This window comes from Bradyrhizobium sp. CCBAU 53338 (assembly GCF_015291665.1).
Classification (GTDB): Bacteria; Pseudomonadota; Alphaproteobacteria; order Rhizobiales; family Xanthobacteraceae; genus Bradyrhizobium.
The window spans coordinates 6,438,836-6,464,597 of the sequence record NZ_CP030048.1 but is presented as its reverse complement, the minus strand read 5'-3'; the positions used below and the strand labels follow the sequence as shown (position 1 = coordinate 6,464,597).

Genomic DNA, 25,762 nt, shown 5'->3' with positions numbered 1-25,762 from the left:
TAATCCCGCCGCGACCCTCCGCGACATCAGCCTCCGTTCGGACGCGGCGCGTTGTCGGCCACGCGCTTGGTGGTCTCTCGCTCAGCCACCACTGTTGCCTTGGTGTCGACCGTCGGCACCGCCGACATGCCGGGTCGCAGCAGGCCGGTGAGGCTGTGGTCGTCGAGCACGATCTTCACCGGCACGCGCTGCACGATCTTGGTGAAGTTGCCGGTGGCATTGTCGGGAGGCAGTAGCGCGAATTCAAGACCGCTGGCCGGCGAAAGGCTGTCGACATGGCCGCGCAGCGTGCGATTGCGAAAACTGTCGACGTGAAGCTCGACCGGCTGACCCGCGCGCACATGGGTGAGCTGGGTCTCCTTGAAATTCGCGACCACGTAGACCGCATCGAGCGGAACCACCGCCATCAATTGCGTACCGGCCTGCACGTACTGTCCGACGCGCAAGGAGCGGGCGCCGACTGTGCCGTCAACAGGCGCGGTGATCTCGGTGTAGGACAGGTTCAGCTCGGCCTGGTCCGCGACCGCGCGCGCGCGATCGAGCTGCGCACTGGCCTGCGCACGCTGCGTTGTCAGCACATCGACCTTGCGCTCGGCGGCGACCAGGCCCGACTTGGCACGCTGCATCTGCGCGTTGCTGGCGCGGAGCGCCGCATCGGTCTGCTGCGCGCGCTGGATCGTGCCGGAGCCCGACTTCATGAGGTCGTCGTAGCGGGCGCGCTCTTCCTGCGCGAATTTCAGATTGGCGTCGGCAGCGGCCACGTCGGCCGTGCTCTGCTCGATGATCGGCTGTTGCAGTTCGAGCTGGGCATCGAGGTTGCGGACCGAGGCTTCGGCTGCGGCGACGTCGGCGCGGGCCTGGCCAAGCGCGGCCTTGAAATCGCGGTCGTCGATCCTGGCCAGCACCTGGCCGGCCCGGACCTTCTCGTTATCGCCGACCAGCACCTGGGCGATGTAGCCCGAGACCTTCGGGGCGATGATGGTGGAATCGGCCTTCACATAGGCGTCATCGGTCGTTTCCAGGTAGCGGCCGGTGGTCAGGTAATTGTAGCCAAAGTCGCCCACGGCGGCGACGCCAAGGGCCAGTGCGAGCGCCAGGGCCGCCCGCTTGATCGCCCGCCGGGACGGCTTCAGGGTGATTTTGTCATTGGTTTCAGTGGTATAGGCCGCGTTCGACATGGCACTCTCCGAATTCCCCAGACGTCCCCTTCCGAAGGGGCGCTGTTGTCGCAGTGGAAGATGCGCTGTCCCGGAGCTTGTGATAATCCGCCAAAAAGCAAAATGATTGTCCACCCCTGCTGCATAATCCGAGGCGCCCATGGACCGGCTGACCAGCCTGACCGCTTTCGTCCGGGTCGTTGATACCGGCGGATTCTCCGCCGCCGCCCGCAAGCTCGGGATGTCCACGACCATGGTGAGCAACCACATCCAGGCGCTGGAGGAGCGGCTCGGCGCACGGCTGCTCAACCGCACCACCCGCAAGGTCAGCGTCACCGAGATCGGCAAGGCCTATTACGATCGCTGCGTCCAGATCCTCTCCGACATCGAGCAGGCCGACGACATCGCCGGCGCGTTGCAGTCGGTGCCGCGGGGCACGCTGCGGATTCATTCCGCCACCCACATGGTGCCGTTCGTGGCGGGCGTCGTGGCGAAGCTGCTGTCGACCTATCCGGAGGTGAAGGTCGATTTGCGTATGGGCGAAGCCAATGTCGATCTGATCGAGGAGGGCTATGACGTCGCGCTGCGCATGACACCGCCGCCGGATTCGAGCCTGATCGTCCGCAGCCTCGCCACCTGGCGTCACGTGCTGTGCTGCTCGCACGAGTATCTGGAAAAGCACGGGAGGGTGCAGCAGCTCGCCGAGCTCTCGGAGCACAATTGCGGCCGCCACCTGAATTACCCGTTTGGCGACGAATGGCGCTTCTTCGATCGCAAGGGCGCGCCGGCCTCGGTGCGCATCTCGGGCAGCCTCGTCACCAACAGCGGCGAGGCGCTGCGGCGGATGGTGATCGAGGGCGCCGGCATCGGCCTGCTCGCAGGATTTCTGGTGAGCGACGATCTCGATTCCGGCCGGCTGGTGCGGCTGCTGCCGGAATACCGGCCGGTCGAGATGTCGATGAACGCGGTCTATCCGCATCGCCATCATCTGTCGGCGAAGGTGCGCACCTTCATCGACATGCTGGTGCATCACAGCGCCGAGCAGCAGAAGCTGATCAACCCGTATTCGTGAAGCCAAGACGACGGTGCCGTCAGCGTGGCGCCGGCAGTCGCCCGAACACGGTATCGAGTGCGATGCCGATCGCCAGCAACCGTTCGTCGCTGCCCGCGGGGCCGTCCAGCTCCAGCCCGATCGGCAGCTTGCTGGTCTCACCCAACCCAATCGGAATCTGGATTCCGGGAATCCCGGCATTGCTGCCGGGGTCGGTGTTCTGGATGAACGATGCAAAATTCTCCAGGCTGCTGGACTCCGGATTGGACGCAATTGCAACCCGCGGCGTGGTCGGGAAGACGATGGCGTCGAGCTTGTTGCCAGCAAAAGTCTGTGCGTACAGCGCCTGCAGCGCGGGTCTCGCGATGTCGAGGGCGTGGTCGTAGAGCGGCTTGGCATCGACGAAGCTGCCGTCGGGCGCCGGCAATTTGCGCGGCAGCACCAGGCCCTCATAGGTGCCCTTGACGTCAGGGCTCGCGATTTGCGCGACCATCGCCTCGATGGTCACGCCCGTGCCTGTACTTTTGAGATAGGCGACCATGTCATCATAGGCCTCGTACAGCGCGACCGGAAAGCCGACCTGGCCGTTGAGCTCGGCAAGCTCAGGCATTTCGACGTCGACCGCGGTCACGCCCTGCGCCTTCAGTCGATTGAGGGCGGCATGGAAGGCCGCTTCCGTGTCGCCGTCGAGGTTGGCCAGCATGCTCTTGACGAGGCCGAGACGGACCTGGCTGAGATCGGCCGGCGCAATCGCATCGCCGCCCACGATGATGCGATCGAGCAGCGCGACGTCTGCCATCGTGGCCGCCATCGGCCCTGCGGTGTCGCGGGTGTGCGAGATCGGCGCGATGCCGGCTTGTGGATAGCGGCCAACGGTCGGCCGCAGCGAGGCGCAACCGTTCAGCGCGCCAGGCACGCGCACCGACCCGCCGGTGTCGGTGCCGAGCCCACCCGCGACGATCCGGGAGCCGATTGCGGCCCCCGTGCCCGAGGAGGAGCCGCCGGCGATCAGCGCGCGGTCATAGGCGTTGCGTACGCCGAATTCGGCGCCGGTCTTGAACGCGGTGTTGTAGCCGGAGATGCCGAACGCAAGCTCGTGCATGTTGGTCTTGCCGATGATCACCGCGCCTGCGGCCCGCAGCTTCCCCACGACAGGTGCGTCGGTGCCTGGAACGAAGCTCTTGAGCCCCGGTGTTCCCGCCGTGCAGGGCAGACCCGCCACCTCGATATTGTCCTTGATCACGATCGGAACGCCACCGAGCGGCCTATTTCCAGCGCCTGCGCCCTGCGCATCGAACGCGACGGCGGCCTTCAGCGCACCTTCTTCGTCCAGGGTGACGAAGGCATTGAGATCGGCATTGGCCTTGGCGCGGGCGAGCGCCGCAGAGGTGAGCGCATGGCTCGTGATTTTTCCGGCCGCGAGCTCAGCAACGGCTTGGGTGAGGGTCAACTCGTCGAAATCCATGATGCGCCACCCGATTGCGGGGCTCCATGAGGGAGTCGCCTCCTACGCAAGGCTGAAGCCTTGGTGGCGTCACGTCAACCGGTGGCGCGCATCTTTGCCGGCGAAGATGCAGTTAACCGCGCGAGCAACTGCTCGACCTCGGTTTTCACCGTCGCGATCGCGACGTCCTTCACCGGTCCGTAGCCGCGGATCTCCATCGGCGCTTTGGCGATGGCGACGAGGTCGGCCAGATGCGTGGCGTCGAGCTTGCCCGGCATTTGCGCGATGATGCCCTCGTACCAGGCAATCAGCGCCCGCTCTGTGCGACGATCAGCGGTGTAGCCGAACGGATCGAACCGCGTTCCGCGCAGCCTCTTCAGCCGCGCCAGCACCGCGAGCGGCATCTGGATCCACTGGCCGAAAGCACGCTTGCGCGGACGGCCGCGCGCGTCGAGGCCAGACGGCAGGAAAGGAGGCGCAAGATGATACTGGACGCTGAAGCCGTCCTCGAATTCGCGCTTCAGCTCATCGAGGAAGCCGCTCTGCATGTGCAGGCGCGCAACTTCATATTCGTCCTTGTAGGCCATCAGCTTGAACAGGGCACGTGCGACGGCCTCGGTCAGAACCTCGCTATTGAGAGCAGCTTCGGCGTTGCGGATTTTTGCGACGAGCGCGCGATAGCGCGCCGCGTAGGCTTCGTCCTGGTATGCCCTGAGGAAATCGGAGCGCCTGACGATGATCTGGTCGAGCGTCTCGGCCTTCGGCGCCTCGTTCGTCTTGGGCAGGAAGTCCGGATCGGCGGCGGCAACCCGGCCCCAGGCAAAAGCCTGCTTGTTGCGTTCGACCGCGACACCATTGAGCTCGATCGCGCGCAGCAGCGCCGGCAGCGAGACCGGCACCAGTCCCCGCTGCCAGGCAAAGCCGAGCATGATGATGTTGGCATAGACGGCATCACCGAGCAGCCGTTCGGCCAGTGCATTGGCGTTGATCGTGTCGAGATTGTCGCCGCCGATGACCTGGCGGATCGCACGCAGGCGAGCAGGGGAGGCCAGATCGGCGTCGCGGAAGCGAACGACGTCCCCGGTCGGCATCTCCGCGGTATTGATCGCGGCGCGCGTGCCGCGGCGATAGGTGCCGGATGCCTTCGGCGAGGAACTGACGACGAGGTCGCAGCCGATCAGCGCGTCTGCCGCGCCCTGGTCGATGCGGACCTGATGCAGCGCATCAGGGCTCGCCGCCAGTCGGATGTAGCTCAGGACGGGTCCGAACTTCTGCGCAAAGCCGGTGAAGTCCAGCACCGAGACGCCACGGCGCTCCAGATGCGCGGCCATGCCGATCAGGGCGCCGACCGTGATGACGCCGGTGCCGCCGACGCCGGTTACGAGCAGATCGAAGGGACGATCGAGCGCAGCGGGCGGGGGCAGTGGAAGCGTGGCGGCGCGGCCGGTCGCGTCGATCTGGCTGGTGCTCTTCTTTCGGCGCGTCGCGCCTTCGACGGTGACAAAGCTCGGGCAAAAACCGTTGAGGCAGGAAAAATCCTTGTTGCAGGCCGACAGATTGATCTGTCGCTTGCGGCCGAACGGCGTCTCCTTCGGTTCGACGCTGAGGCAGTTGGACTCGACCGAGCAGTCACCGCAGCCTTCGCAGACGAGGTCGTTGATGTAGGCAAAGCGTTTTGGGTCGGCCATCTGCCCGCGCTTGCGCCGGCGCCGTTTCTCGGTGGCGCAGGTCTGCTGATAGATCAGCACGGAGACGCCGGAGATCTCGCGCAGCTCGCGCTGAACGGCATCCATCTCCTCGCGCGGATGGATCGTGACGCCGCTGGGCAGGTCCGCAGGCAGAAATTGCGTGGGATCGTCCGACACCAGCGCGATGCGCACTACGCCTTCGGCCCTCACGCTGTGCGCGATGGCATGGACGCTGACGGGGCCGTCGACCGGCTGGCCGCCGGTCATGGCGACGGCGTCGTTGAACAGGATCTTGTAGGTGATGTTGGCTTTCGCCGCGATCGCCTGACGGATCGCCATCGAGCCGGAGTGATAGTAGGTGCCTTCGCCGAGATTCTGGAAGACGTGCTTGTGGCCGGTGAACCGCGACGAGGCCGCCCAGTTCACGCCCTCGCCGCCCATCTGAATCAAGGAGGATGTCTCGCGATCCATCCAGCTCGCCATGAAGTGGCAGCCGATGCCGGCCAGCGCCTTCGATCCCTCCGGCACCTTGGTCGAGGTGTTGTGCGGGCAGCCCGAGCAGAAATAGGGCGTACGCGTCGCGCCCGCGACGTTGATGGTGCGCTCGGCTTCCGGCAACAGCGCGGCTGCGCGCGCGGCAAGATTGAGGCCCGGAAACATCGGATCGAGCCGGCGCGCGAGCACGGACGCCAGCGCGCGTGGCGACAATTCGCCGATCCACGAGATGAGCCGTGCTCCTCGCTCGTCGTGCTTTCCGACCATTCGCTCGGGCTTGGTGCCGGGATAGTCGTAAAAATACTCCTTGAACTGGCTCTCGATGATGCCGCGCTTCTCCTCGACCACGAGGATTTCGCGCTTGCCTTTCACGAAATCCATCGCGTCGTGCAAGGCTAGCGGCCAGACCATGCCGACCTTGTAGATGTCGATGCCGATGCGGCGGCAGGCGGCCTCGTCTAGGCCCATCAGCCGCAATGCTTCCATCAGATCGAGATGTGCCTTGCCCGTGGTGACGATGCCGTAGGTGGCGTGCGGGATGTCGTAGATGTGGCGATCGATCGGATTGGCTTTGGCGAAGGCGTAGACCGCGTGCTTTTTCGCCTCGAGCCGCTCCTCGATCTGCGGACCCGGCAGATCGGGCCAGCGATAGTGCAGGCCGCCCGGCGGCGGTGTGAAGTCGGGCGCGCGGAAGAGGCGTGGCGATCGCAGCGCGACGGAGGCGCCCGATTCCACGATCTCCGAGATCGCCTTGAAGCCGACCCACATGCCGGAGAAGCGGCTGAGCGCATAGCCATATTCGCCGAACTCGAGATATTCATCGACACTGGCGGGATGCAGCGTCGGCATGAACCAGCTCATGAAGGCGACGTCGGACTGGTGCGGCATCGAGGACGAGACGCAGCCATGGTCGTCGCCGGCGACGACCAGCACGCCCCCGTGCGGCGAGGAACCATAGGCGTTGCCATGCTTGAGCGCATCGCCGGAACGATCGACGCCGGGGCCCTTGCCGTACCACAGCCCGAACACGCCATCGACCTCGCGCTCGGCTTGGGTTTCGACCTGCTGCGAGCCGAGCACAGCGGTTGCCGCGAGGTCCTCGTTCACCGCAGGAAGGAATTCGATGCGGTCCCGCTTCAATCGTTCCTGGATGCGCCAGAGTTCGAGATCGATGCCGCCGAGCGGCGAGCCGCGATAGCCGGAGATGAAACCGGCGGTGTTGAGACCCGCGGCACGATCGCGCCGCACTTGATCTAGCGCGATGCGGACGATCGCCTGCGTGCCTGTGAGAAAGACGCGGCCCTCCTCGCGCTCGTAGCGGTCGGAAAGCTCGTAGGTGTCGAGTGACGGAATGGCGTCCATGGCGGACCTCGCGCGGCATCCTGCCGAATGGGCGAAAGGTAGACCCGGTAAGCTGGTAGGTCTTACCTATTTATCCCGATCTTCGCGCTTAATCGGTAGAATTTTGCGTAATTGATTGAATTTTGGTAGATTGGATCGAATTGAGGGCTCTCCATGATTGAAGATCAGGACACGCGGATTCTCGCGCATCTCCAGAAGGATGGCCGCGCCACCAACCAGCAGCTCGCCGATGAGGTCGGCATGTCGACCTCTGCCTGCTGGCGCCGGGTGCGTGCGCTCGAGGACAGCGGCGTCATCCGCGGCTATGCCGCCCTCGTCGCGCGCGAGCAGGCGGGCTTCACGATGTCGGCTATCCTCCATGTGTCGCTGGAGCGGCACGATGCCAAATTCGTCGACGAGTTCGTCTCGCGCGTCACCACGCGCCGCGAGGTGCTGGAGTGTTTTGCCACGACCGGTGATGCGGACTATCACCTGCGCGTCGTCGTGCAGGACATGGCCGCCTACAACCGCTTCCTCGACGAGTTCATGTTCCGCATCCCCGGCATCCGCTATGTCCGCAGCAACGTGGTGCTGAAGGAGATCAAGACCAGCGTGGCTTTGCCGTTTTGAGCCGGCCTCATTCGCGTGCCGAGCATCACGACGCATGTTCTTCCGAGCCGGGTTTCAGCAGAAGCATGAAGATGAGCACGTGACCGACCAGCAGCAGCGGTACGTAGAGGGCCGGGATATATATGCCGGCTCCAAACAGACCGGGGTTCTGAATCCTTGTCGCGCCCACGTAGTACGCATTCAAGAGATCGAGCGTACCCCACACGTTGAAGATCCAGACCGTTGGAACGGCGATCGTCCATCGCCAGGTTAGCGCCGCCATCGAAGCGAGCGCGAGGGTGGCAGCGATGAGATCTCCCCACCCGACTTCGCCGGCGAAATCCGGCCTCAATTCCGCAGACACGAAGCCGGCAACCATGAAATTCATTCCCAGGAAGCGGAACGCATGGAACGCCGCGAGAAGACGCAGGGCCTCATGACGAGGCATCGCGCGGACAAAAGGCCAGACGTAGAGGACAGCGACCACCGCGCTTGCGAGCAAGGCGCCGGCGACACTGAGGACGAACGGGAGGTTGAAGTTCGCGGGCACGTTCGGATGTCCTTCGTGTGGAGGTTCGAAGCCGGTTGATCGTCGGCGAGCACTCAGGGCTTGCTCATGAGCAGGCGCAACGGCATCAGCGGGCCGACCGCGATGTATTCGTGGTCGATGAGCTCTTGTTTGGAGAGTGGCAGGGCATCCATGGTGGCGTGCGCCTCGGCGACGTCACTGGCGTCGAGCAGGAAGACCGCGCCGCGCCCATCGGACCGCGAGTACCATTCGCGGATTTTCCCATTGAGATAGAGCTGCACCGTCTGCCTGACCTCATCAGGCATGACGGCCATCACCTGATCGCGTGTGATGCCCGCTTTCACGGTCAGGATGACCAACACGCCCGTGGTCGCGGGTGACGGCGCTTGTGTCTGGGCAAGGGATGGATCGGTCATGGCGATAACACCTGTCAGTGTGAGGCTGAGCGCCAGCGCGGCGTTGCCTTCATCGGTTTCGCTGCTCCGGTGCGCGGGTCACTTGCAGTCTGGATGTAGAGCTTCTTTCCGTGAGCGACCATTCGCGATAATGTTGACGGGCCATGAAGCAGAACTTCACAGTCAGGCAGGGGGCGCTCGACGGCGTCGAGGCCTTCCTCAGTGTGGCCCAGCACCGCAGCTTTCGTCGGGCGGCCGCCGAACTTGGGGTCACACCGTCTGCCATCAGTCAGGCGGTCCGGACGCTCGAGGCGCGCGTGGGCGCCGCGCTCTTCATCCGGACGACCCGCAGCGTCGGCCTGACGGAAGCCGGCGAGCGTTTCTTTGCGCGCGCACGACCGGCCTTCGAGGAGCTGGTCGCGGCAAGCGGGGCAGCCCGCGAGCTCGGACAGCGGCCGGCCGGGCTGTTGCGATTAACCGTGCCACGTTCGGTCGTGCCGATTCTGCTTGAGCCGCTGATCGCTTCATTCTGCCAGGCGTTTCCGGAGATCGAGGTGGAGCTTGCCGCAAGCGAAGAGCTGGTCGACCTTGCGGCCGGCGGTTTCGATGCCGGCATCAGGATGGGTCAGTTCATCACGCCCGACATGATTGCGGTGCGGCTGACGAAGCCGCTGCCCCTCATCGTTGTGGGCAGCCCCGCCTACCTTGCCCGCCAAGGCCGGCCCGAGCGCCCAGACGATCTCCGCGCGCACGCCTGCTTGCGATTGCGGCGATCAAACGGTGCTCTCGCATCATGGTCGCTCAACGACCGCGGCCGTTCGGTCGAGATCGCGGTGTCGGGACCCTTCATAGCTTACGACTTCCCGACGATGCTCGGAGCCGCGGTCGAAGGTGTGGGGCTGGCGCAAGTGCCCGCGCCGCTGGCCACTGGCGCCATCGCGACGGGAAAGCTGGTCCGCGTGCTGGAGAAATTCGCGCCGATGACGCCGGGTGTATTCCTGTATTATCCGAGCCATCGGCAAATCATGCCAAAGCTGCGCGCCTTTATCGACCATGTGAAGATCCGCTCGGCAGCGCGCTGATCCGGCAGTGTCTACTGCCGCTCCCGCACAAACCGGTTCCGAAGCGTGCCCACGCCGGTGATGTCGATTTCCACGACGTCGCCGTGCTTGATGTCGGGCGAAGCGCCATCGGTGCCCATCCAGATCACGTCGCCGGGCCACAGCGTAAAATATTTGGTCAGCTCGACCAGAAACGGCACCACGCCAAAGATCATGTCGTTCGTGTGGAAGCGGTTGGTTTCCTTGCCGTTGACGCGGACGACCGTCTCCATCTTGGCGAGATCGGCCTCGGTCTCGATCCACGGTCCCATCGGCTTGAACGTGTCGGCGTTCTTGGAGCGCCACAGGCCGCGGTCGGCCTTCTGCCAGGTGCGCTCGCTGACGTCGTTGCCAATGGTGTAGCCGAACACGCAATCCATCGCGTTCGCTTCGGTCAGGTGCTTCACCTTCTTGCCGATGACGACGACGAGCTCGCCCTCGTAATGGATCTTCTCCGTCGCGAACGACGGGATCACGACGTCCTCGCCATGTGCGATCAGCGCGTTCTGGGCGCGGTAGCCGATCTCGGGGCGATCAGGCACGGCCGGCACGGTCCCGGCCTTGTCGGCGGCTTCCTTCAGATGCTTGAGGTAATTCAGGCCGACGCAATAGAAGGTGCGCGGGATCAACGGCAGCTCGAACTTCACTTGCGCCAGCGAATGCCTGCGCGAGGTGCGCTGCCATTCGCCGAAGGGATCGCCGTCAACGGCGATCACCTGGTCGCTTTCAATGATCCCCCAGGAGGTTTTGCCGGAGGCGGTGAATTTCAGCCAGCGCATGATCTGTCCTCGTCGCTATTCTGCAGCATCGCGCGGCTGTACTTTCCACGCGCCAGCGGCCGGGCGCTTCAACCCGAGATTCTCCCGCAGCGTCTTGCCGCGGTATTCCTTCTGGAACAATCCGCGGCGCTGCAATTCCGGCACGACGTGCTGCACGAAGTCTGCATAGGAGCCGGGCACGTAAGTGGCGGCGATGACGAAGCCATCGCAGCCGCGCTCGACGAACATCTCTTCCAGCTTGTCCGCGATTTCCTTGGGGCCGCCGACCATGACGTCATGTACCTGGCCGCGGCCGGAGAAGGTGACGAAGTCGCGCGCGCTGGGATTGCTCTTGCCTGAAGTCTTCAGTACGCCGTCGCGGATGCCGAGAATGCCTTGCATGCTCTTGAGCTCGTCCGTGGTGAGCGGCTCGTCGAGATCCTTGGAGGAGAAATCGTAATTGAGCGCTTCGGCGAGCAGCGACAGCGCGTCTATCTCGAGAGGCAGCTTGTTGATCAGCGCCATCTTGTCCTCGGCTTCCGCCTTGGTTGCCGCGCAGACCGGCGTCGTCAGATTGCAGAGGAACATCTGATCAGGATCGCGGCCGGCCTTGGCGGCCTCGTTGCGCACGGCGGCATAGCCGTCCTTGGCGCCTTGAAGATTGCGCGCGGCGGTGAAGATCACTTCGCCCCATCGTCCGGCAAAGCGCTGGCCGCGCCCGGATGCGCCAGCCTGGATGATGACGGGGTGGCCCTGGTCCGAGCGCGGCACGGTGAACGGCCCGCGCGACTTGAAGTTTGCGCCCTTGTGGTCGAGCCGCTTCACCTTGCTCGGATCGGCAAAGCGGCCGCTCTTCTTGTCCATGATGAGGGCGCCGTCTTCCCAGGTGTCCCAATGGCCGAGCACGACCTCCATGAACTCGTCGGCCTTGTCGTAGCGGGAATCGTGTTCGGGATGCGAATCCCGCCCCATGTTGAGCGCTTCGCCGTCGTTGAGCGACGTGACGACGTTCCAGCCCGCCCGCCCGCCCGACATCAGATCGAGCGTGGCAAAGCGGCGCGCGACGTCGAACGGCTCGTAATAAGTGGTGGAGCAGGTCGCCCCCAAGCCGAGCTTGTCGGTGACCATGCCCATCGTGGTCAGCACGATCAGCGGGTCCATCTTCACGCAGCGAATGCCGTACTCGACGGTGTGGGCGTGGTCGTTGCCGTAGCGGTCCGGCATGGCCAGGCGATCGTCGAAGAAGGCCATGTGAAACTTTCCGGCCTCCAGAATCCGCGCGATCTCCTGGTAATAATCCGCGGACATCGAATCCGAGCGGGAGTCCGGATGCCGCCACGAACTCGGCAAGTTCGTGCAGTTCTGCGCCTGTAGGAATCCGACCAGGACCATCTGCCGATTCATGCTGCTGTTCTCCGAATGGTGTCAGGACAGATCGAGGACGGTGTCGAGCCGGTATTCGCGTGCGAGCGCGCGCAGCCTCTCCCAGGTTGCATCCTCGACCTCGATGCCGTCGCGCAAGCGCTGCTGCTCGCGCAAGCCCTCGATCTCGCCGGGATAATAGACGCCCCTGCTGCCCTCGGAGGGCGGCGTCGACTTCAGATAGCGCGCAAACTCCGCAACCTCGCGCTTGAACTCCTTCAGCGGGCGAAACGCGGCGACGTTGAACACCGCCATGAAGCATCCGTCATTGTGACGTCCCGTCGGCTCGACCCCGAAGCCGAGACCGGTCAGCAGGCCACAGAGCACCTCGACCATCGCGGCAAGTCCGCTGCCCTTGTAGCCTTCGGTCCCGCCGAGCGGCAGCAGCGCGCCGCCCTTGCGATATTGCGTGGGATCGGTGGTGTGCCGTCCCTCGGCATCGATGATCCACCCCGTGGGGATCTCCTCGCCGCGCGCGACCGCGAGCTGGATCTTGCCGGCGGCAACTGCCGACGTCGCCATGTCAAGGTAGAATGGCGCATCGAGGTCGGACGGCACCGCGATCGAGATCGGGTTGGTGCCAAGCCGCGCCTCCTTGCCGCCGAACGGCGCGACGTGCTTCGGCGAACGGCCGGAGTCGGCCGTCGCAATCCCGATCATGCCCTCGCGCATCGCCATCAGCGGATAGGCGGCGAGGCGGCCGACATGGCTCTGCCGGAACACGGTGCAGGCAGCGACGTTCGCCGTCTTCGCCTTTTCGATCGTCAGCGCCATCGCTTTGGCGTTGACGTGAAAGCCGAAACCCCAATGACCGTCGATCACGGTCGTGGTCGGCGATTCCTGCACGATGGTCCAGGTGGCGCCTGGGGCGATGTGCCCGGCCTTGATGCGGTCGATATAGGTGGGAATCGCGATCACGCCGTGTGAATCATGGCCGGCGAGATTGGCGTTGACGCAGCCGACGGCGACCGCGTCGGCTTCGTTCTCGGAGGCGCCGGCGGCACGGAGCAACGCGGCGCTGACGCGTGTGAGGCGGTCGGCCCTAACGATCGGCATGGCGTTCCCTCGGCTTTCATGCCCTTAAGGGGCTGCTTGTTGGACGCCATGGTCTCAAAGCGGAGCTGCGATATCAATCTCCCGTAAACCAATACAGGGCTGCAAATTCGTAAAGAGAGCACGCCTTTCGTCGAAGATTCCTCCCGCGAGACGGTATTCCCGGACGTTTCCCGACAGTCATTCGCCTCTCGTTCACTGTGATTGGCGGTTTCCTTGCCGCAATAACGACCACTTAGGCGATGTCGGTTCACAAGGCACCCGGGAGAAATCGGCAGAAATGCCCGGGAGTTGAGATCGTGCCGACGACACTCGCGCGCACCTTTGCGGCGTTGAGCGCCATCAATGAGGCGATCCTCTACGCGAAATCGCCGGACGAGCTGTACCAGATGGTCTGCGACGCCGGGTTTTCGAGTGGGGACTTCATGGCCGTCGCCGTGTTCCTGGTGGAGCCGGATGGCCAGCATCTGCGCTTTGCCGCCGGGCGCGGTGACGACGTGGCGCGCCTGCGCGCGATCAAGATCACCACCCAGGCTGACGCGCCCGAGGGCTTGGGCGTCGGTGGCGAGGCGTTTCGCAGCCAGAAGCTCTGCATCAGCAACGACTATTTGAACGATCCCCGGTCGCTGGCATGGCGTGAGGGCGCGGCCAAGGCGAATATCGGTGCCGCGGCGGCGCTGCCGCTTCTGTGCAACGGCAAAAGCGTCGGCGTGCTGTTCGTGACCCGCAGCGAGGCCGGCTCGCTGAGCGAGCAGATGGTGTCGCTGTTCGGCCGCATGTCGGCCAACATTTCCTATGCGCTGGAGAATTTCTCGCGCGAGACGGCGCGGCAGAACAGCGAGCGGGCGACGCGGCGGCTCAACCGCATGTTCGGCGCGCTCAGCGCGACGAATGAAGCCATCCTGCGGGCGAAAACCGAGCAGGAGCTCTATCAGCTCGTCTGCGACGCCTCCGTGCACGGCGGCAAGTCGCTGGCGACTTTCGTGCTGCTGAAGGAGCAGGACTCGCATTGGCTGAAGCCCGTCGCGGGCACCGGTGAGAATCTGGAGATCGTTGCGCGGACCCATTACTCCGCCGATCCCGACAATCCCTACGGTCGCGGCATTTCCGGCGAGGTGTTCCGAACCCGGAAGCCTGTCGTCGAGCGCGATCTCGCGCGCCGCACCAAGGGAACGCCCTGGGAGCAGCCCAATCTCAACACCGGCGTCGCCGCAGTTGTGGCGGCGCCGCTGGTCAAGCACGGCCAAAGCATCGGCGTCATCCTCTCCTTCCTTAGCCAGTCCTGGGCCAAGGACGAGGAAGTCGTCGCGCTGATGCTGCGCATCGCCGAGAACGTCTGCTTTGCGGTCGACAATTTCGACCGTGAGGCCGAGAAGGCGCGGATTGCCGAGGAAGAGGAGCGCCTCGCGCGCATGTATGCGGCACTGAGCGCGACCAACGAGGCGATCCTGCGTGCGCATTCGCGGGCCGAGCTGTTCGACCTCGTCTGCGAAGCAACCGCGAAGGGCGCCAAATTCACCTCGGCCAACATCGCGCTGGTCGACCGCCATGCCGAGCTGCTTCGCGTCGTCGCCTGCTATGGTCCGAACGCGGATATCGTTCGCAGCTCGAAGTTCTCGATTTCCGACCAGGTGCCCGAAGGGCGCGGGCTGACCGGCACGGCGTTCCGCACGCGCCGGCCTGCCATCAGCAACGATGTGCTGGCTGACGACCGGATGAAGCCATGGCACGCCAACGCCCGCCGCAACGGTATCGGATCGTCCGCAGCGCTGCCGCTGTTCAACGGCGACCGTATCGAGGGCGTGTTTCTTTTCAACTCGCCGGAACGCGGCACCTTCACGCCTGAGTTCGTCGAGCTGCTGCAACGGCTCCAGGCCAACGTCGCCTTCGCGCTCGAGAACTTCGATCGCACCGACGAGAAGGCGAAAGCCGAGATGCAGCGCAATCGCCTGCGCGGCATGCTGGAGGCGCTGAGCGCGACCAACGAAGCCATCATGCGCGTGAAGACCCGCACCGAACTGTTCGAAGCGGTGTGCGAAGCAGCGGTGCTTGGCGGCACCTTTTCCTCCGCGACCATCGCCCTGGTCGACCAGACGGGGCGCCATCTCGACATTGCCGTCACCAAGGGCGAATGCCGCAGCCACGTCGAGAAATGGCGATTTGCGACCTCGGCCGACGAGCCGCTGGGGCGGGGGCTGGCCGGAACCTCTTTCCGCACCAAGGCGCCCTGCGTCGCCAACGAGATCCTCACCGACATCCGCACCACGCATTGGCACCAGATCGCGCACGATCAGGGCACGAAATCCGGCGGCTGCTTTCCCCTGCTGAGCAACGGCACCGATGCCATCGGCGTCCTGCTGTTCCTCTCGCCGGACGAAGGCACCTTCACGCCAGATCTCATCCAGCTGCTGGGACGCCTCGCGGAGAACGTCTCCTTTGCGCTCGACAATTTCGACCGGGCCGACGAGCGCGCGCGGGCCGAGGCGCAGAAGGAGCGCCTGACGCGCATGTTCGCAGCGCTGAGCGACACCAATGAAGCGATCGTGCGCGCCAAGTCCCGCACCGAGCTGTTCGAGCTGGTGTGTCAAGCCGCGTCGACCGGCGGCAAGTTCACCTCGACGACCATTGCGCTCGCCAGTGCCGACACCGATCAGCTCGAGATCGTTGCGACCGCGGGACCATCCGCCGAGACCACGCGGAACGTTCGTCTCTCCATCGATTCCGGCCGGCCCGAAGGCCGCGGCATGAGCGGCACGGCATTCCGCACCAGGCAGCCCTGCATCAGCAACGACTATGTCAACGACAACCGCGTGAGCGCATTCCATGCCGTCCTCCAGGGCGACGGCGCGCGCTCAGGCGCGGCGTTCCCGCTGATCACGCACGACAGGGCGGTCGGCGTCATGATCTACATGTCTATCGAGCAGGATACGTTCACCCGCGAGTTCGTCGAGCTGCTGCAGCGTCTTGCCGACAACGTCGCCTTCGCGATGGAGAATTTCGACCGCGCCGACGAGAAGAACAAGGCTGACGAGCGGATCGAATATCTCGCCTCGCATGACAGCCTGACCGATCTGCCGAACCGCGAGACCTTCAACGGGCTGCTGCGCGAGGCGATCGAAACGGCTGAGCGCCGCGATCACCGCTTTGCCGTGCTGTTCATCGACCTCGATCGCTTCAAGGTCATCAACGACTCGCTGGGCCACGAGGCCGGCGATCTGCTCTTGCTCCAGGTCGCGAGCCGCCTGCGCGGCGCGCTGCGGGCAAGCGACGTGGTCGCACGCCTCGGCGGCGACGAGTTCGTGGTGATCCTCGACCAGTGCGGCGAGATCGACGACGTCCAGCGCATCGCCACCGGCCTGCTCGCGGCGCTCGCCGAGCCCATGGAGCTCGCCGGCCACGAGTGTCACACCACGGCCTCGATCGGCATCGCGATGTACCCGGCCAACGGTGCCGACGCGCAGACCCTGACCAAGAACGCCGACATGGCGATGTATCTCGCCAAGGAGGACGGCAAGAACGGCTATCGTTTCTTCTCCAAGGAAGTGAAGACGCAGTCGATCGAGCGGCTGTCGCTCGAAAGCGCGCTGCGCCGCGCGCTGGAGCGCGAGCAGTTCTCGCTGAACTACCAGCCCAAGGTCGACATGGAATCCGGCCAGATCACCGGAGTGGAAGCGCTGCTGCGCTGGAATCATCCCGATCTCGGCAACGTCTCGCCGGCGCAATTCATTCCGCTTGCGGAGGAGACCGGCCTGATCGTGCCGATCGGCCGCTGGGTGCTGAACGAGGCCTGCGCGCAGGCCATGGCCTGGCAGCGCCGCGGCCTGCTGCCCGTGTCGATGGCGGTCAACCTGTCGCCGCGGCAATTTGCCGACGAGCATCTGTTGCAGGACGTCGACGAGGCGCTGGCAGCCTCCGGCATGTCGCCGGTGCTGCTCCAGCTCGAGGTCACCGAGAGCATGATGATGCGCAATGTCGGTCGCGCGCTGAAGGTGCTCGACGCCATCCAGAGCCGCGGCATCCGCCTTGCCATCGACGATTTCGGTACCGGTTACTCGTCGATGTCGCTGATGAAGCATTTCCCGATCGACACGATCAAGATCGACCGCTCCTTCGTGCGCGACCTGCCGCAGGATTCGGAGGATCAGGCGATCGCACAGGCCATCATCAGCATGGGCAAGGCGCTCGGCATGACCGTGGTCGCCGAGGGCGTCGAAAATGCCGAGCAGGAGGTCTTCCTGCGCACCCATGGCTGCGACGAGATGCAGGGCTTCCTGATCTCCAAGCCGCTGCCGGCGAAGCAGATGGCCGAGTTGCTGCGACCGATGGAGCTTGCCGTCGCACCGCCGCTCCAGCCGGAGACGGATACGGCCGTGGACGAAGCCGCGGCGCTACGGCCGAAACGTGCTGCTATCTGACCACCGCCGTCGCTTAACGCGCCCTCAACGGATGCGCCTTCTGGTGCCAGGCCCAGGCGGTGCGGATCACGGTCGGCAAGTCGGAATGGCGCGGCACGAAATCGAGAACCTTGCGTGCGGCAGCGGCGTCGGCGACGAGATAGGTGGGGTCGCCGGCACGGCGCGGCTTGACGGTGTGCGGCACCTCGCGCCCGGTCTCCAGCCTGATGGCGTCGAGAATCTCGCGTACCGAAAAGCCTGACCCGGTGCCGAGATTGAAGCTGCCGCCGGCATGTCCCGCCTCCAGCAGCTTCAACGCCGCGACATGCGCCGCGGCGAGGTCGGTGACGTGGATGTAGTCGCGGATCGCGGTGCCGTCGGGCGTATCGTAGTCATCGCCGAACACGGCGAAATCGACATGGCCCTGCAGCGCCATCATGGCGCGCGGAATGAGATGGGTCTCGTTGTCGCGCAATTCGCCGATGCCGCCGGCCGGATCGGCGCCGCTGGCATTGAAGTAGCGCAGGCAGAACGCGCCGAAGCCGTAAGCTGCGCGGTAGTCGGCGAGCATGCGCTCGATCATCCACTTCGACGCCCCGTAGGGATTGATCGGTGCGCAGGGAAAATCTTCCGGCAGTTCCTTGGAATCGGCGTTGCCATAGACGGCGCCGGTGGAAGAGAACACGATGCGATGACAACCTGCGTTGCGCATCGCCTGCAGCAGCGACAGCGTGCCCTGGACGTTGTTGACGTAATATTTCTGCGGGTCGGTCATGGACTCGCCGACGAGGCTCGCTGCCGCGAAATGCATCACGGCCGTCACTTTGTGCTCGGCAAAGGTGCGCGCCAGTGCTGCACCATCGAGCAGATCGCCCGTGACCAGTTCCCCCGACACAAAATTGCGATGACCTGTCGAAAGATTGTCATAAACGACGGGCCGATATCCGGCAGCGGCCAGGGCGCGGCAGGCATGCGAGCCAATATAGCCCGCGCCCCCTGTGACGAGGACTGTCGGTCGATCGGTCATGTGGATCTTCTACTCTTTCAGCGATTGACGGGCCGGTTGCGGCTGAAGAGAAGATAGATCGCGCGGGGGTTGGTGGTCAAATAGCGCCAGAACAGGCGGCGAGGCTCGAGCCAGGTGCGCCAGGCCCATTCGAGCCCGAGTTTCTGCATCCATTGCGGTGCGCGTGCGCGGCTGCCCGACAGGAAGTTGAACAGGCCGCCCGACGTCTTGATGACGCCGACATTGGTCAGCAGCGGTGTGTATTCCTCGACGAAAGCCTGCTCGCTGGGCACGCCGAGCGCGACCCACAGGAAGTCAGGTGCGAGAGCATTGATCTCCTCGACCTTGGCGCGCAACGCCTCGTCACGAAGATAGCCATGGCTCTGCCCGACGATCTTGAGCTGCGGATACATGTTCTGAACGCGTTTGACGGCGGCGGCGTTCTCTTCCTCGCTGGCGCCGAACATGTAGAAGGTGCGGCCGGCGGCTTCCGCCTTGCGCGCGACGACATGGAACAGATCCGTGGTGGCGACGCGCTCCGGCAGCGGAAACCAGGATTGAAGCCGCGAGGCCGCCACCAGTGGCTGACCGTCGGCATTGATCAGATCGGCCGCGCGGAACAGGCGCTCGGTCTGGGGCTCTGTCGAGCAGCGCGCCAGCACCTCGCCATTGGCCGAAGTCAGGTACAGTGGCCGCCCGATGCGGTGAGCCCGATCGGTTGCCTCGATCATGAAGTCGGCAGTCGCTTCGAGATCGAGTGCGGCCATGCGAAGGCCGCCGACGGTGATCCGCGGCACCTCGGATGTTGCGGCCCGGCCTTCGAAATTGATGCGGCGCTCAAGCATATTGTTTGCCTCGCTGGCGCGCTTGGGTTGCAGGGGTGAGCTCGTCGAGCACGACGCCGACGAGCTTGCGCTGGGCGGTGCCGAGCGCGGACAGGATGTCTTCCATGCTGTCGTTGATGTCGAGGCTGGTCGGCAGCACCGCGACCAGCGCATCGGTGCCGTCGAGCAGCTTGCGGCCTGCCGTGGAGAACGGCATCGCGGGGCCGTCGAGAATGACGAGGTCGTAGCCGCCGGCCGAGCGCGCCTGCGCGATCGCCTTGCGGATGGCGTCAGCAGCCCTGCCGGCGTCGCTCTCGGTCGCCGGCAGCACCGAGATGCCGTTGACGGTCCTGATCTCGCGCACCGTCTTGTTGCCGATCGAGAGCCAGCCAAGCTTGCTGGGTTCGCTCTTGCCGGGCCGATTGATCTTGCGCGAGAGTGTTTGTGCCTGATGGTCGGCATCGATCATCAAGACACGGCTGCCGTCGCGCGCGGCGGCGAGCGCGAAATTCAATGCCGTCACGCTGCGTCCGGTGGTGTCGCCGGCGCCGACCAGCGCCATCACCGGCATGGTCTTGCCGCCGGCGCGGCGCGCCATCGCGGCGCGCATGTCGCGCAGGGCGTTGAGAAGGGTCGTCAGCGGGAATCCCGGGCGCAGCGTCGGCCAGCCGACCCGGGTCAGGTCAACACCGCCGCCTGTGGCGAGAATGGCGGCGAGCGTGCGGATCACGTCCGCTTCCTGGAGGCGGGCGATCAGCGGCTTCTCGACCAGCGCAAGCGCAGGTGAGGGCGCGGCGGCTTCGGACTGGGGCCGCATGACGTCATGCGTAGGCGTGCGCTCGCGGCGCCCCGGCTCGGGGGCGGACGCGCCGTTGAACAGATGCTCGGCCGCGACGAACCAGCAGGCGGCTGCGAGCGCGCCGAAGATGAATCCGATCATCGCGAAGAGGCTCATTCCCGGCGGGAACGAGCGGCGCTGCGGCACCGTGGCTTCGCCGATGACGCGGGCCGCCGAAGTGTTCAGGGTCTCCTGCTCCTCGGTCTCGCGCGAGCGCTTGAGGAAGGATTGGTAGACGTCGCGGCTGGCATCGGCCTCGCGCTCGAGCTCGCGCAGGCGCACGGCGGCCTGGCTGAGCTGCACGCTCTGCCGCTTCTGGACTTCCAGCGCCCGGTTGAGCGACGCCTCGTAGTCGCGGGCGCGCGTCAGATCGTTCTTGGCTGAAAGAGCAAAGCGCTCGATCTCCTCGTTGATGGTGCGCTTGAGATCCTCGACCTGCTTTTCGGTCTGGCGCAGCGCGGGATGACGCGGGCCGAGTTCGGCGGTCTGCTCCGCATATTTCTTGCGGGCGTCGGCATATTGCGCCCGCAAATTGGCGATGGTCGGCGACTGCAGCGCTTCGGGGATCGCGCCTGCATCCGCGGCGGTCCGCTTGTTCGCCTCGATCTGGTCCAGCCGCGCCTGTGCGTCCATCGTGGCCGCGCGGGCCGCGGACAGCCGCTGGTTACTGGAGGAAAGCTGCTGATCAGAGATCAGCGAGTCCTGGGTGCCGACGAAATTGTTCTGGGCCTTGTAGGTGGCGAGCGCGGTCTCGGCGTTGCGCAGCCGCTCGCGCAGCTCCTTCAGCCGGCCCGACAATTCGCTGGTGGCGCGCCGCGCCGCCAGAGCCTGGGAGTTGCGGGACTCCGTGAGATAAGTGTTGGTCAGGGTGTTGGCGAGCATCGCCGCCTTCGCCGGATCGATCGACCAGACCTCGATGTCGACGATGAAGCTCTTGTCGGTCTTGCGGATCGTGATGTGCTTGTTCAGCGCGTCGAGGGCCGCGAGCTGCACCTCCCTGGTCTCCGCAGCGGAGGGCGCGCGGACATGGAGGCCGATCAGGCCGAGCAGGGACGATGTCAAGGTTCTGCCGTCGCCACCGCCGAATTCCGGATCCTTGTCCAGACCCGCTTGCTGGATCACCCGCAACAGCACGCTGTTGGAGGTGATGAGGCGGGCCTGGCTCTCCACCACCATGGACATGCCGGAAACGTCCTGCGCGCGCGGCGTGAGCTCGCGGTCGACGAGCTGAAGCTCGCGCGGGTCGACATAGAGCTGGGCGGTCGCGGTGTAGCGGGGTGTCAGGCTCTTGCCGACGGTGACGGCGAGGCACGCGCCGATCAGTGCCGCGGAGGCAATCGCGATCTTGCGCCGCCACAGCAGGCTGACGAGCTCCAGCACGTTGAAGCTGGCCTCGGGTCTGCGCTGCGGGGCTTCCGATACGGTCGGATTTTTGGCCCGATCAATCGGATGGTTATAGTCAAGCATAGTCCCCAGCTTTCATTCCAACGGCCGCGGGCTGAGGGGTTACTCTTCGCTTTACGCCTCGCACCGGGGATATGGGTGCGCAATCAACGCAACAGGGAAAATTAACCATACTCATTGAGGGACTATTCACCGAAATGGCAAACAAAGCGTTTAAGCGCAGGCCGCCATTTGCCGCGTCGTTGTGCCGCTTCGGCGGCGGCGCTCCCGCGATGATTAACGGTTCGTTACCAGGCGTGCCCAGCGGCGCGCGCGCGTGCGGCTTCGCGACGTGAAGGCCGGGTTGCGCACGCATGGCCGTCAGATCCTTCGCGGGATGACGTGATGATCGCCGCGGCGGACGTCGGTGCCGCGCGGCAGCACCTTGTGGATCCCGAGCAGGCTGTCGCGGGCCTCGCCGCCGACAAGATCGAGCAGAGCTTGGGTGTGGGTCGGCGCTTCGGTCGCGAGATCGATCGTGGCTGACTTGTTCATTTTCCGACCGGCTTGTTCTCTACAAATTACAGGAAAAATCCCGCGATCTCGAAGAGCAAATCTGATGCCGCCGGATATCCCGATCACGGTGCTTACGACCGGGTTAATCGGACACCACGTTAACTACGGCATCGTTCATGTTGCGCTGTTGACGCGTGATGGACTGCGAATTGCAGTATCACGCGCGAAGGAATTCGCAGGGAAAACACGCGAAAGCGGTTAAACGTATGACGAAGCGTCCCAGCGTCGGGAGATCGGGGTCGCGGTGCAGTTTGAGCGCTCCTGCGGTACGCTCGTTCCGGGACGCATCTGTCCCGTGCGGGCGTGCCGACATGGCACAATGCACGCAGGGCTTTTTCAACATATCTCAGGCATTGAGAACGCGATGACGCTGATCCCGACAGATTTATCCGCCAGCCGGATCCTGGAAACGTTGCGCGATCCCAACCGGGAGATCGCGGCGAGTTCGCGCGTCATCGACCTCTCGGTCGGCATCGTCGTCTGCATTCCCTGCTTCCGCCGTCCCGATCATCTGCGGCTGACGCTGGATTCGCTGGTCAGTCAGCGCACCCCGCGCTCTTTCGCGGTGGTGATGGTGGAGAACGATGCGGCAGGGCGCGCCAGTGCGCCCGTTGCTGCGGAATATCTCGCCGCCGGCAAACTCCAGGGGATATGCCTGGTCGAGAAGCGACAGGGCAATTGTCAGGCGATCAACGCCGCGTTCGAGACGGCGCAGGCGGTGTTTCCCGCCGCGACCCGCTTCCTGATGATCGACGACGACGAGATCGCTTCGCCCGATTGGCTCGAGTTGATGGTTCGCACCGCGGAGGCGACCGGTGCCGACGTGGTCGGCGGACCGGTGCTGCCGGTGTTCGACGATGACAGCCAGCCCTGGCTCGCGCGTCATCCCGCCTTCTGTCCGGCCTATGATTACACCGGTGCCGTGCCGCTGATCTACGGTTGCGGCAATTGCCTGGTCACGCGCGCCGCTTTCGAGCGGCTCGGCAGCCCAGCCTTCGACCTGCAGTTCAATTTTCTCGGTGGCGGCGATTGCGATTTTTTCAATCGTGGCCGCGATGCCGGCATGGTCTTCCACTGGACCGCGGAAGCGGTCATCACCGAGACTGTGCCCCAGAATCGAACCGCCTTGGGTTGGATCGCAAAGCGCAGTCTGCGCATCGGAGTGATCAACTATCGTGTGCAGGTCAAGGCTGCGCGGGGTGCGGCAGCGCGAGCGCGTTTGTTTGCGCAGGCGCTGGTACGGTTGCCGCTGTCGCTGGTGCGCTCGGCCCGCCTGCTGACGTCGTCGAAAGCGGTGGTCGCGATGCACCCCGTGCTGATGGCCGTCGGTTCTGCGCTCGCGGCTTTCGGTTACGACCCGAAGCCCTATGAGGCTTCGAAGATCGTTTCCTGACGCCTTTGCGTCGCTAGATGCCGAAATAGGACAGCGCGATCTTGACCGCGGACCTTGGCATTGCCTTGAGCGAACGCTGTCCGACCATGCCGAGATAGACGAGCGCCTCGCGATATCGCCCGAAGCGGACTGCCTGCGTCGCGGCATAGGTCACGAGATGGATTTCGGCGGCCTGGCGCAGCCGGGGCGCTGCGCCAGATGGCAGCTTGCGCAGGATCAAATCGTCGGCGAACACGCGCGCGACCGCCGGGAAGAAATCGTGCGGCGTCCGCAGCGCGGCATTCATGGTGTTGGCCGTGTGCAGGCGATAGTCGAGCAGGAGCTTCGGAACATAGGCGAACTCGCCTGTTGCGGCGAGACGGCACCAGCAATGCCAGTCCTCGCAATAGCGCAGCGAGGCGTCGAAGCCGCCGGTTGCGCGGAAGGCGGCAAGGCGGATCAACATGATGCCGCCATTGACGATGAAATTGCCGCCGGCGAGGCGTTCCAGCACGTTACCGGACGGCTTGAGTCGTCCCTTCAAGAGCTCGCGGCGGCCGATCGTCCGTCCCGCGCTGTCGATCGTGTTGTAATCGCCATAGACCAGAACCGCGTGCGGGGCGGCTTTTGCTGCCGTCAGCAGGGTCGCCACAGCATCGGGCCGCAAGCGATCGTCCGCATCGAGAAACATCAGCCAGTCGCCGTGCGCATCGCGTGCGCCGAAGTTCCGTGCGGCCGACACGCCGCTGGCCTCGTTCCGCACCAGGTGCAGCCGCGGATCGCGGATTGCGTCGACGATGGCCACGGTGTCATCGGTCGAGCCGTCGTCGACGACGATCACCTCGACAACGCCGTCTTGCGCCAGCGCGCTTGCGATGGTCTCGCCGATATAGGCCGCGGCATTCTTGGCGGGGATCACGACGGAAACCACTGGCGTCGCCGCGCGCGCATCCGTCGCCGCGGGTGCGGCGGTCGGTGCATCGTGCGTGGCGTCGGCAAGGGTCAATCGATGACTCCTCGTGTTTAAGGATCCGTTAACCAGGCCGCTTGGCGCGGCCGCCGCGGATGATACCCACATAACGATCAAATCGTTGTTGCGAAGCTCCGCGTAGTTTCGGTTTCGTAGATTAGCGTTAAACCTGAGGCGTTAAGTCTATGCCAGCTTTCGAAAGGTTCGACAGCCGGTCTCATGCGAGAATGCGAGGCCGCGATGCCGCGGATGGATCCAGTGCCTGCAAAGACGTTCGATTACGATCCCGACGACATGATCCTCAACCTGTTCTACGAGGACAAGGACGATCGCTGGTTTCCCGGCGACCGCCATCTGCGGCGCATGGCGCGCAAGATGTTGTTCGGCGAGCCGCGCATGAGTGGACAGCTGCGCGTGTTCCTCAATCTCTGCGCCGGCCTCGACCGTCTCGGTATCCGCTACCGTGTCAACGATTACAGCTACATCGCACAGCACCCGGAGGAAGTCGCCTGCATCATCGGTCGTGCCTTCCTGCTGGACAAATTCGCGTGGAAGAATCCGATCCTGCTCGGAGTTTGTGCGTTTAATCATCCGTTGGACGATCCTGATCTGTTCAAGCGGCTTCCAGTCAGGAAATTCCTGGTACCCGGTCCGTGGTATGCCGACATGTATCGGCCGCATTGGCCGGACACGGAAGCCTGGCCCGTCGGCATCGACACCGATTTGTGGGCGCCGTCGCCTCCGCGCGGCAAGACCGTCGACATTCTCCTCTACGACAAGGTCAGTTTGAACCGCGAGCGCCACGTTCCGGAACTGGTCGAGCCGGTCCGCGCCCGGCTCGAGAGCGAAGGTCGAACGTTCACCGAGCTGCGCTACGGCAGCTACAAGGAGGAAGACTATCAAGCCGCACTGGCGCGCTCGCGTGCGATGATCTTCCTTTGCCAGAACGAAAGCCAGGGCATCGCCTATCAGCAGGCGCTGTCCTGTGGCGTGCCCGTGCTTGCCTGGGATCCCGGCGGCCCATGGCGGGATCCCGACTATTATCCGCACCGTGTGCAGTTCGGGCCGGTGTCGTCGGTGCCCTATTGGGACGATCGCTGCGGTCTCAAATTCGCCGACCGCGCCGGCTTCGAGAACCGCTGGACCGATTTCTGGGCCGGCTGCGCCGCGGGCAAGTTCGATCCGCGCGGCTACATCCTGGACAATTTGACGCTGGAGCAGCGCGCGCTGCAATATTACGAGATCGCCCGCAGCATCGCCCGGCAGAGCCGAGTTCCAATCGCTCCCGACGTGCTGGTTGACGGATGGTTAACGGGGATGGGCTAAACCTCGCAGGTCCCCCATCGTCCCGTCAGGT

19 protein-coding genes are annotated in these 25,762 nt (G+C 64.6%); 6 read left to right on the top strand and 13 right to left on the bottom strand.

What is annotated here, in order from left to right:
- Nucleotides 1-26 precede the first annotated feature (26 nt).
- Nucleotides 27-1,178, bottom strand: a complete 1,152-nt coding sequence (locus tag XH90_RS30330) for an HlyD family secretion protein (RefSeq protein ID WP_194477924.1) — start codon at nucleotides 1,176-1,178, stop codon at nucleotides 27-29.
- A 139-nt stretch (nucleotides 1,179-1,317) separates the two neighbouring features.
- Between XH90_RS30330 and XH90_RS30325 the strand changes: the two genes are divergently transcribed.
- Nucleotides 1,318-2,229, top strand: a complete 912-nt coding sequence (locus XH90_RS30325; protein WP_194477923.1) for a LysR family transcriptional regulator — start codon at nucleotides 1,318-1,320, stop codon at nucleotides 2,227-2,229.
- Between the two features lie 19 nt (nucleotides 2,230-2,248).
- Here the strand turns inward: XH90_RS30325 and iaaH are convergent, their stop codons facing one another.
- Nucleotides 2,249-3,673: an indoleacetamide hydrolase gene (gene iaaH / locus XH90_RS30320; RefSeq protein WP_194477922.1), complete on the bottom strand. Its 1,425-nt coding sequence runs from the start codon at nucleotides 3,671-3,673 to the stop codon at nucleotides 2,249-2,251.
- A gap of 74 nt (nucleotides 3,674-3,747) precedes the next feature.
- Nucleotides 3,748-7,197, bottom strand: a complete 3,450-nt coding sequence (locus XH90_RS30315) for an indolepyruvate ferredoxin oxidoreductase family protein (protein WP_194477921.1) — start codon at nucleotides 7,195-7,197, stop codon at nucleotides 3,748-3,750.
- Between the two features lie 153 nt (nucleotides 7,198-7,350).
- Between XH90_RS30315 and XH90_RS30310 the strand changes: the two genes are divergently transcribed.
- Nucleotides 7,351-7,806, top strand: a complete 456-nt coding sequence (locus XH90_RS30310; protein WP_194477920.1) for an Lrp/AsnC family transcriptional regulator — start codon at nucleotides 7,351-7,353, stop codon at nucleotides 7,804-7,806.
- 25 nt (nucleotides 7,807-7,831) lie between these two features.
- Here XH90_RS30310 and XH90_RS30305 read toward each other — a convergent pair whose 3' ends face one another.
- Nucleotides 7,832-8,335: a hypothetical protein gene (locus tag XH90_RS30305; protein WP_194477919.1), complete on the bottom strand. Its 504-nt coding sequence runs from the start codon at nucleotides 8,333-8,335 to the stop codon at nucleotides 7,832-7,834.
- A gap of 53 nt (nucleotides 8,336-8,388) precedes the next feature.
- Nucleotides 8,389-8,730, bottom strand: coding sequence for a hypothetical protein (locus tag XH90_RS30300; RefSeq protein WP_194477918.1), 342 nt, complete (start codon nucleotides 8,728-8,730; stop codon nucleotides 8,389-8,391).
- Nucleotides 8,731-8,873: 143 nt separating this feature from the next.
- Here XH90_RS30300 and XH90_RS30295 point away from each other — a divergent pair, with 143 nt between their 5' ends.
- Complete coding sequence (locus XH90_RS30295; protein WP_194477917.1) at nucleotides 8,874-9,791, top strand: LysR family transcriptional regulator; 918 nt, start codon at nucleotides 8,874-8,876, stop codon at nucleotides 9,789-9,791.
- A gap of 11 nt (nucleotides 9,792-9,802) precedes the next feature.
- Here XH90_RS30295 and XH90_RS30290 read toward each other — a convergent pair whose 3' ends face one another.
- Genes XH90_RS30290 through XH90_RS30280 form a run of 3 tightly spaced genes read right to left on the bottom strand, consistent with a single transcriptional unit; the run spans nucleotide 9,803 to nucleotide 13,045 of the window.
- The gene (locus XH90_RS30290) at nucleotides 9,803-10,588 is read right to left on the bottom strand and encodes a fumarylacetoacetate hydrolase family protein (RefSeq protein ID WP_194477916.1); all 786 of its coding nucleotides are present in this window, start codon (nucleotides 10,586-10,588) and stop codon (nucleotides 9,803-9,805) included.
- 15 nt (nucleotides 10,589-10,603) lie between these two features.
- Complete coding sequence (locus XH90_RS30285) at nucleotides 10,604-11,971, bottom strand: LLM class flavin-dependent oxidoreductase (RefSeq protein ID WP_194477915.1); 1,368 nt, start codon at nucleotides 11,969-11,971, stop codon at nucleotides 10,604-10,606.
- A gap of 21 nt (nucleotides 11,972-11,992) precedes the next feature.
- Entirely contained in the window at nucleotides 11,993-13,045 is a 1,053-nt protein-coding gene (locus tag XH90_RS30280) for an Ldh family oxidoreductase (protein ID WP_194477914.1), read from the bottom strand.
- Between the two features lie 296 nt (nucleotides 13,046-13,341).
- Between XH90_RS30280 and XH90_RS30275 the strand changes: the two genes are divergently transcribed.
- The gene (locus tag XH90_RS30275) at nucleotides 13,342-17,457 is read left to right on the top strand and encodes a GAF domain-containing protein (RefSeq protein WP_194477913.1); all 4,116 of its coding nucleotides are present in this window, start codon (nucleotides 13,342-13,344) and stop codon (nucleotides 17,455-17,457) included.
- A gap of 13 nt (nucleotides 17,458-17,470) precedes the next feature.
- Here the strand turns inward: XH90_RS30275 and galE are convergent, their stop codons facing one another.
- The 4 genes from galE to XH90_RS30255 all read right to left on the bottom strand — a co-directional run bounded on the left by galE (nucleotide 17,471) and on the right by XH90_RS30255 (nucleotide 22,042).
- Nucleotides 17,471-18,463, bottom strand: coding sequence for a UDP-glucose 4-epimerase GalE (gene galE / locus XH90_RS30270; RefSeq protein ID WP_194477912.1), 993 nt, complete (start codon nucleotides 18,461-18,463; stop codon nucleotides 17,471-17,473).
- Nucleotides 18,464-18,480: 17 nt separating this feature from the next.
- Nucleotides 18,481-19,287, bottom strand: a complete 807-nt coding sequence (locus XH90_RS30265) for a WecB/TagA/CpsF family glycosyltransferase (RefSeq protein ID WP_194477911.1) — start codon at nucleotides 19,285-19,287, stop codon at nucleotides 18,481-18,483.
- Nucleotides 19,280-21,571, bottom strand: coding sequence for an exopolysaccharide transport family protein (locus XH90_RS30260; protein WP_194477910.1), 2,292 nt, complete (start codon nucleotides 21,569-21,571; stop codon nucleotides 19,280-19,282). Before XH90_RS30260 ends, XH90_RS30265 begins: the two co-directional genes overlap by 8 nt.
- 297 nt (nucleotides 21,572-21,868) lie before the next feature.
- Nucleotides 21,869-22,042 carry a hypothetical protein gene (locus tag XH90_RS30255; protein WP_246755627.1) on the bottom strand — a complete coding sequence of 58 codons (174 nt, stop codon included), beginning with the start codon at nucleotides 22,040-22,042 and terminating at the stop codon, nucleotides 21,869-21,871.
- Nucleotides 22,043-22,427: 385 nt separating this feature from the next.
- Between XH90_RS30255 and XH90_RS30250 the strand changes: the two genes are divergently transcribed.
- Complete coding sequence (locus XH90_RS30250; RefSeq protein WP_194477909.1) at nucleotides 22,428-23,456, top strand: glycosyltransferase family 2 protein; 1,029 nt, start codon at nucleotides 22,428-22,430, stop codon at nucleotides 23,454-23,456.
- Between the two features lie 13 nt (nucleotides 23,457-23,469).
- Here XH90_RS30250 and XH90_RS30245 read toward each other — a convergent pair whose 3' ends face one another.
- Nucleotides 23,470-24,441 carry a glycosyltransferase gene (locus XH90_RS30245; protein ID WP_371748274.1) on the bottom strand — a complete coding sequence of 324 codons (972 nt, stop codon included), beginning with the start codon at nucleotides 24,439-24,441 and terminating at the stop codon, nucleotides 23,470-23,472.
- A 222-nt stretch (nucleotides 24,442-24,663) separates the two neighbouring features.
- On the opposite strand from XH90_RS30245, the gene XH90_RS30240 reads away from it, so the two are divergent.
- The gene (locus XH90_RS30240; RefSeq protein WP_194477907.1) at nucleotides 24,664-25,731 is read left to right on the top strand and encodes a glycosyltransferase family 1 protein; all 1,068 of its coding nucleotides are present in this window, start codon (nucleotides 24,664-24,666) and stop codon (nucleotides 25,729-25,731) included.
- Nucleotides 25,732-25,762 lie beyond the last annotated feature (31 nt).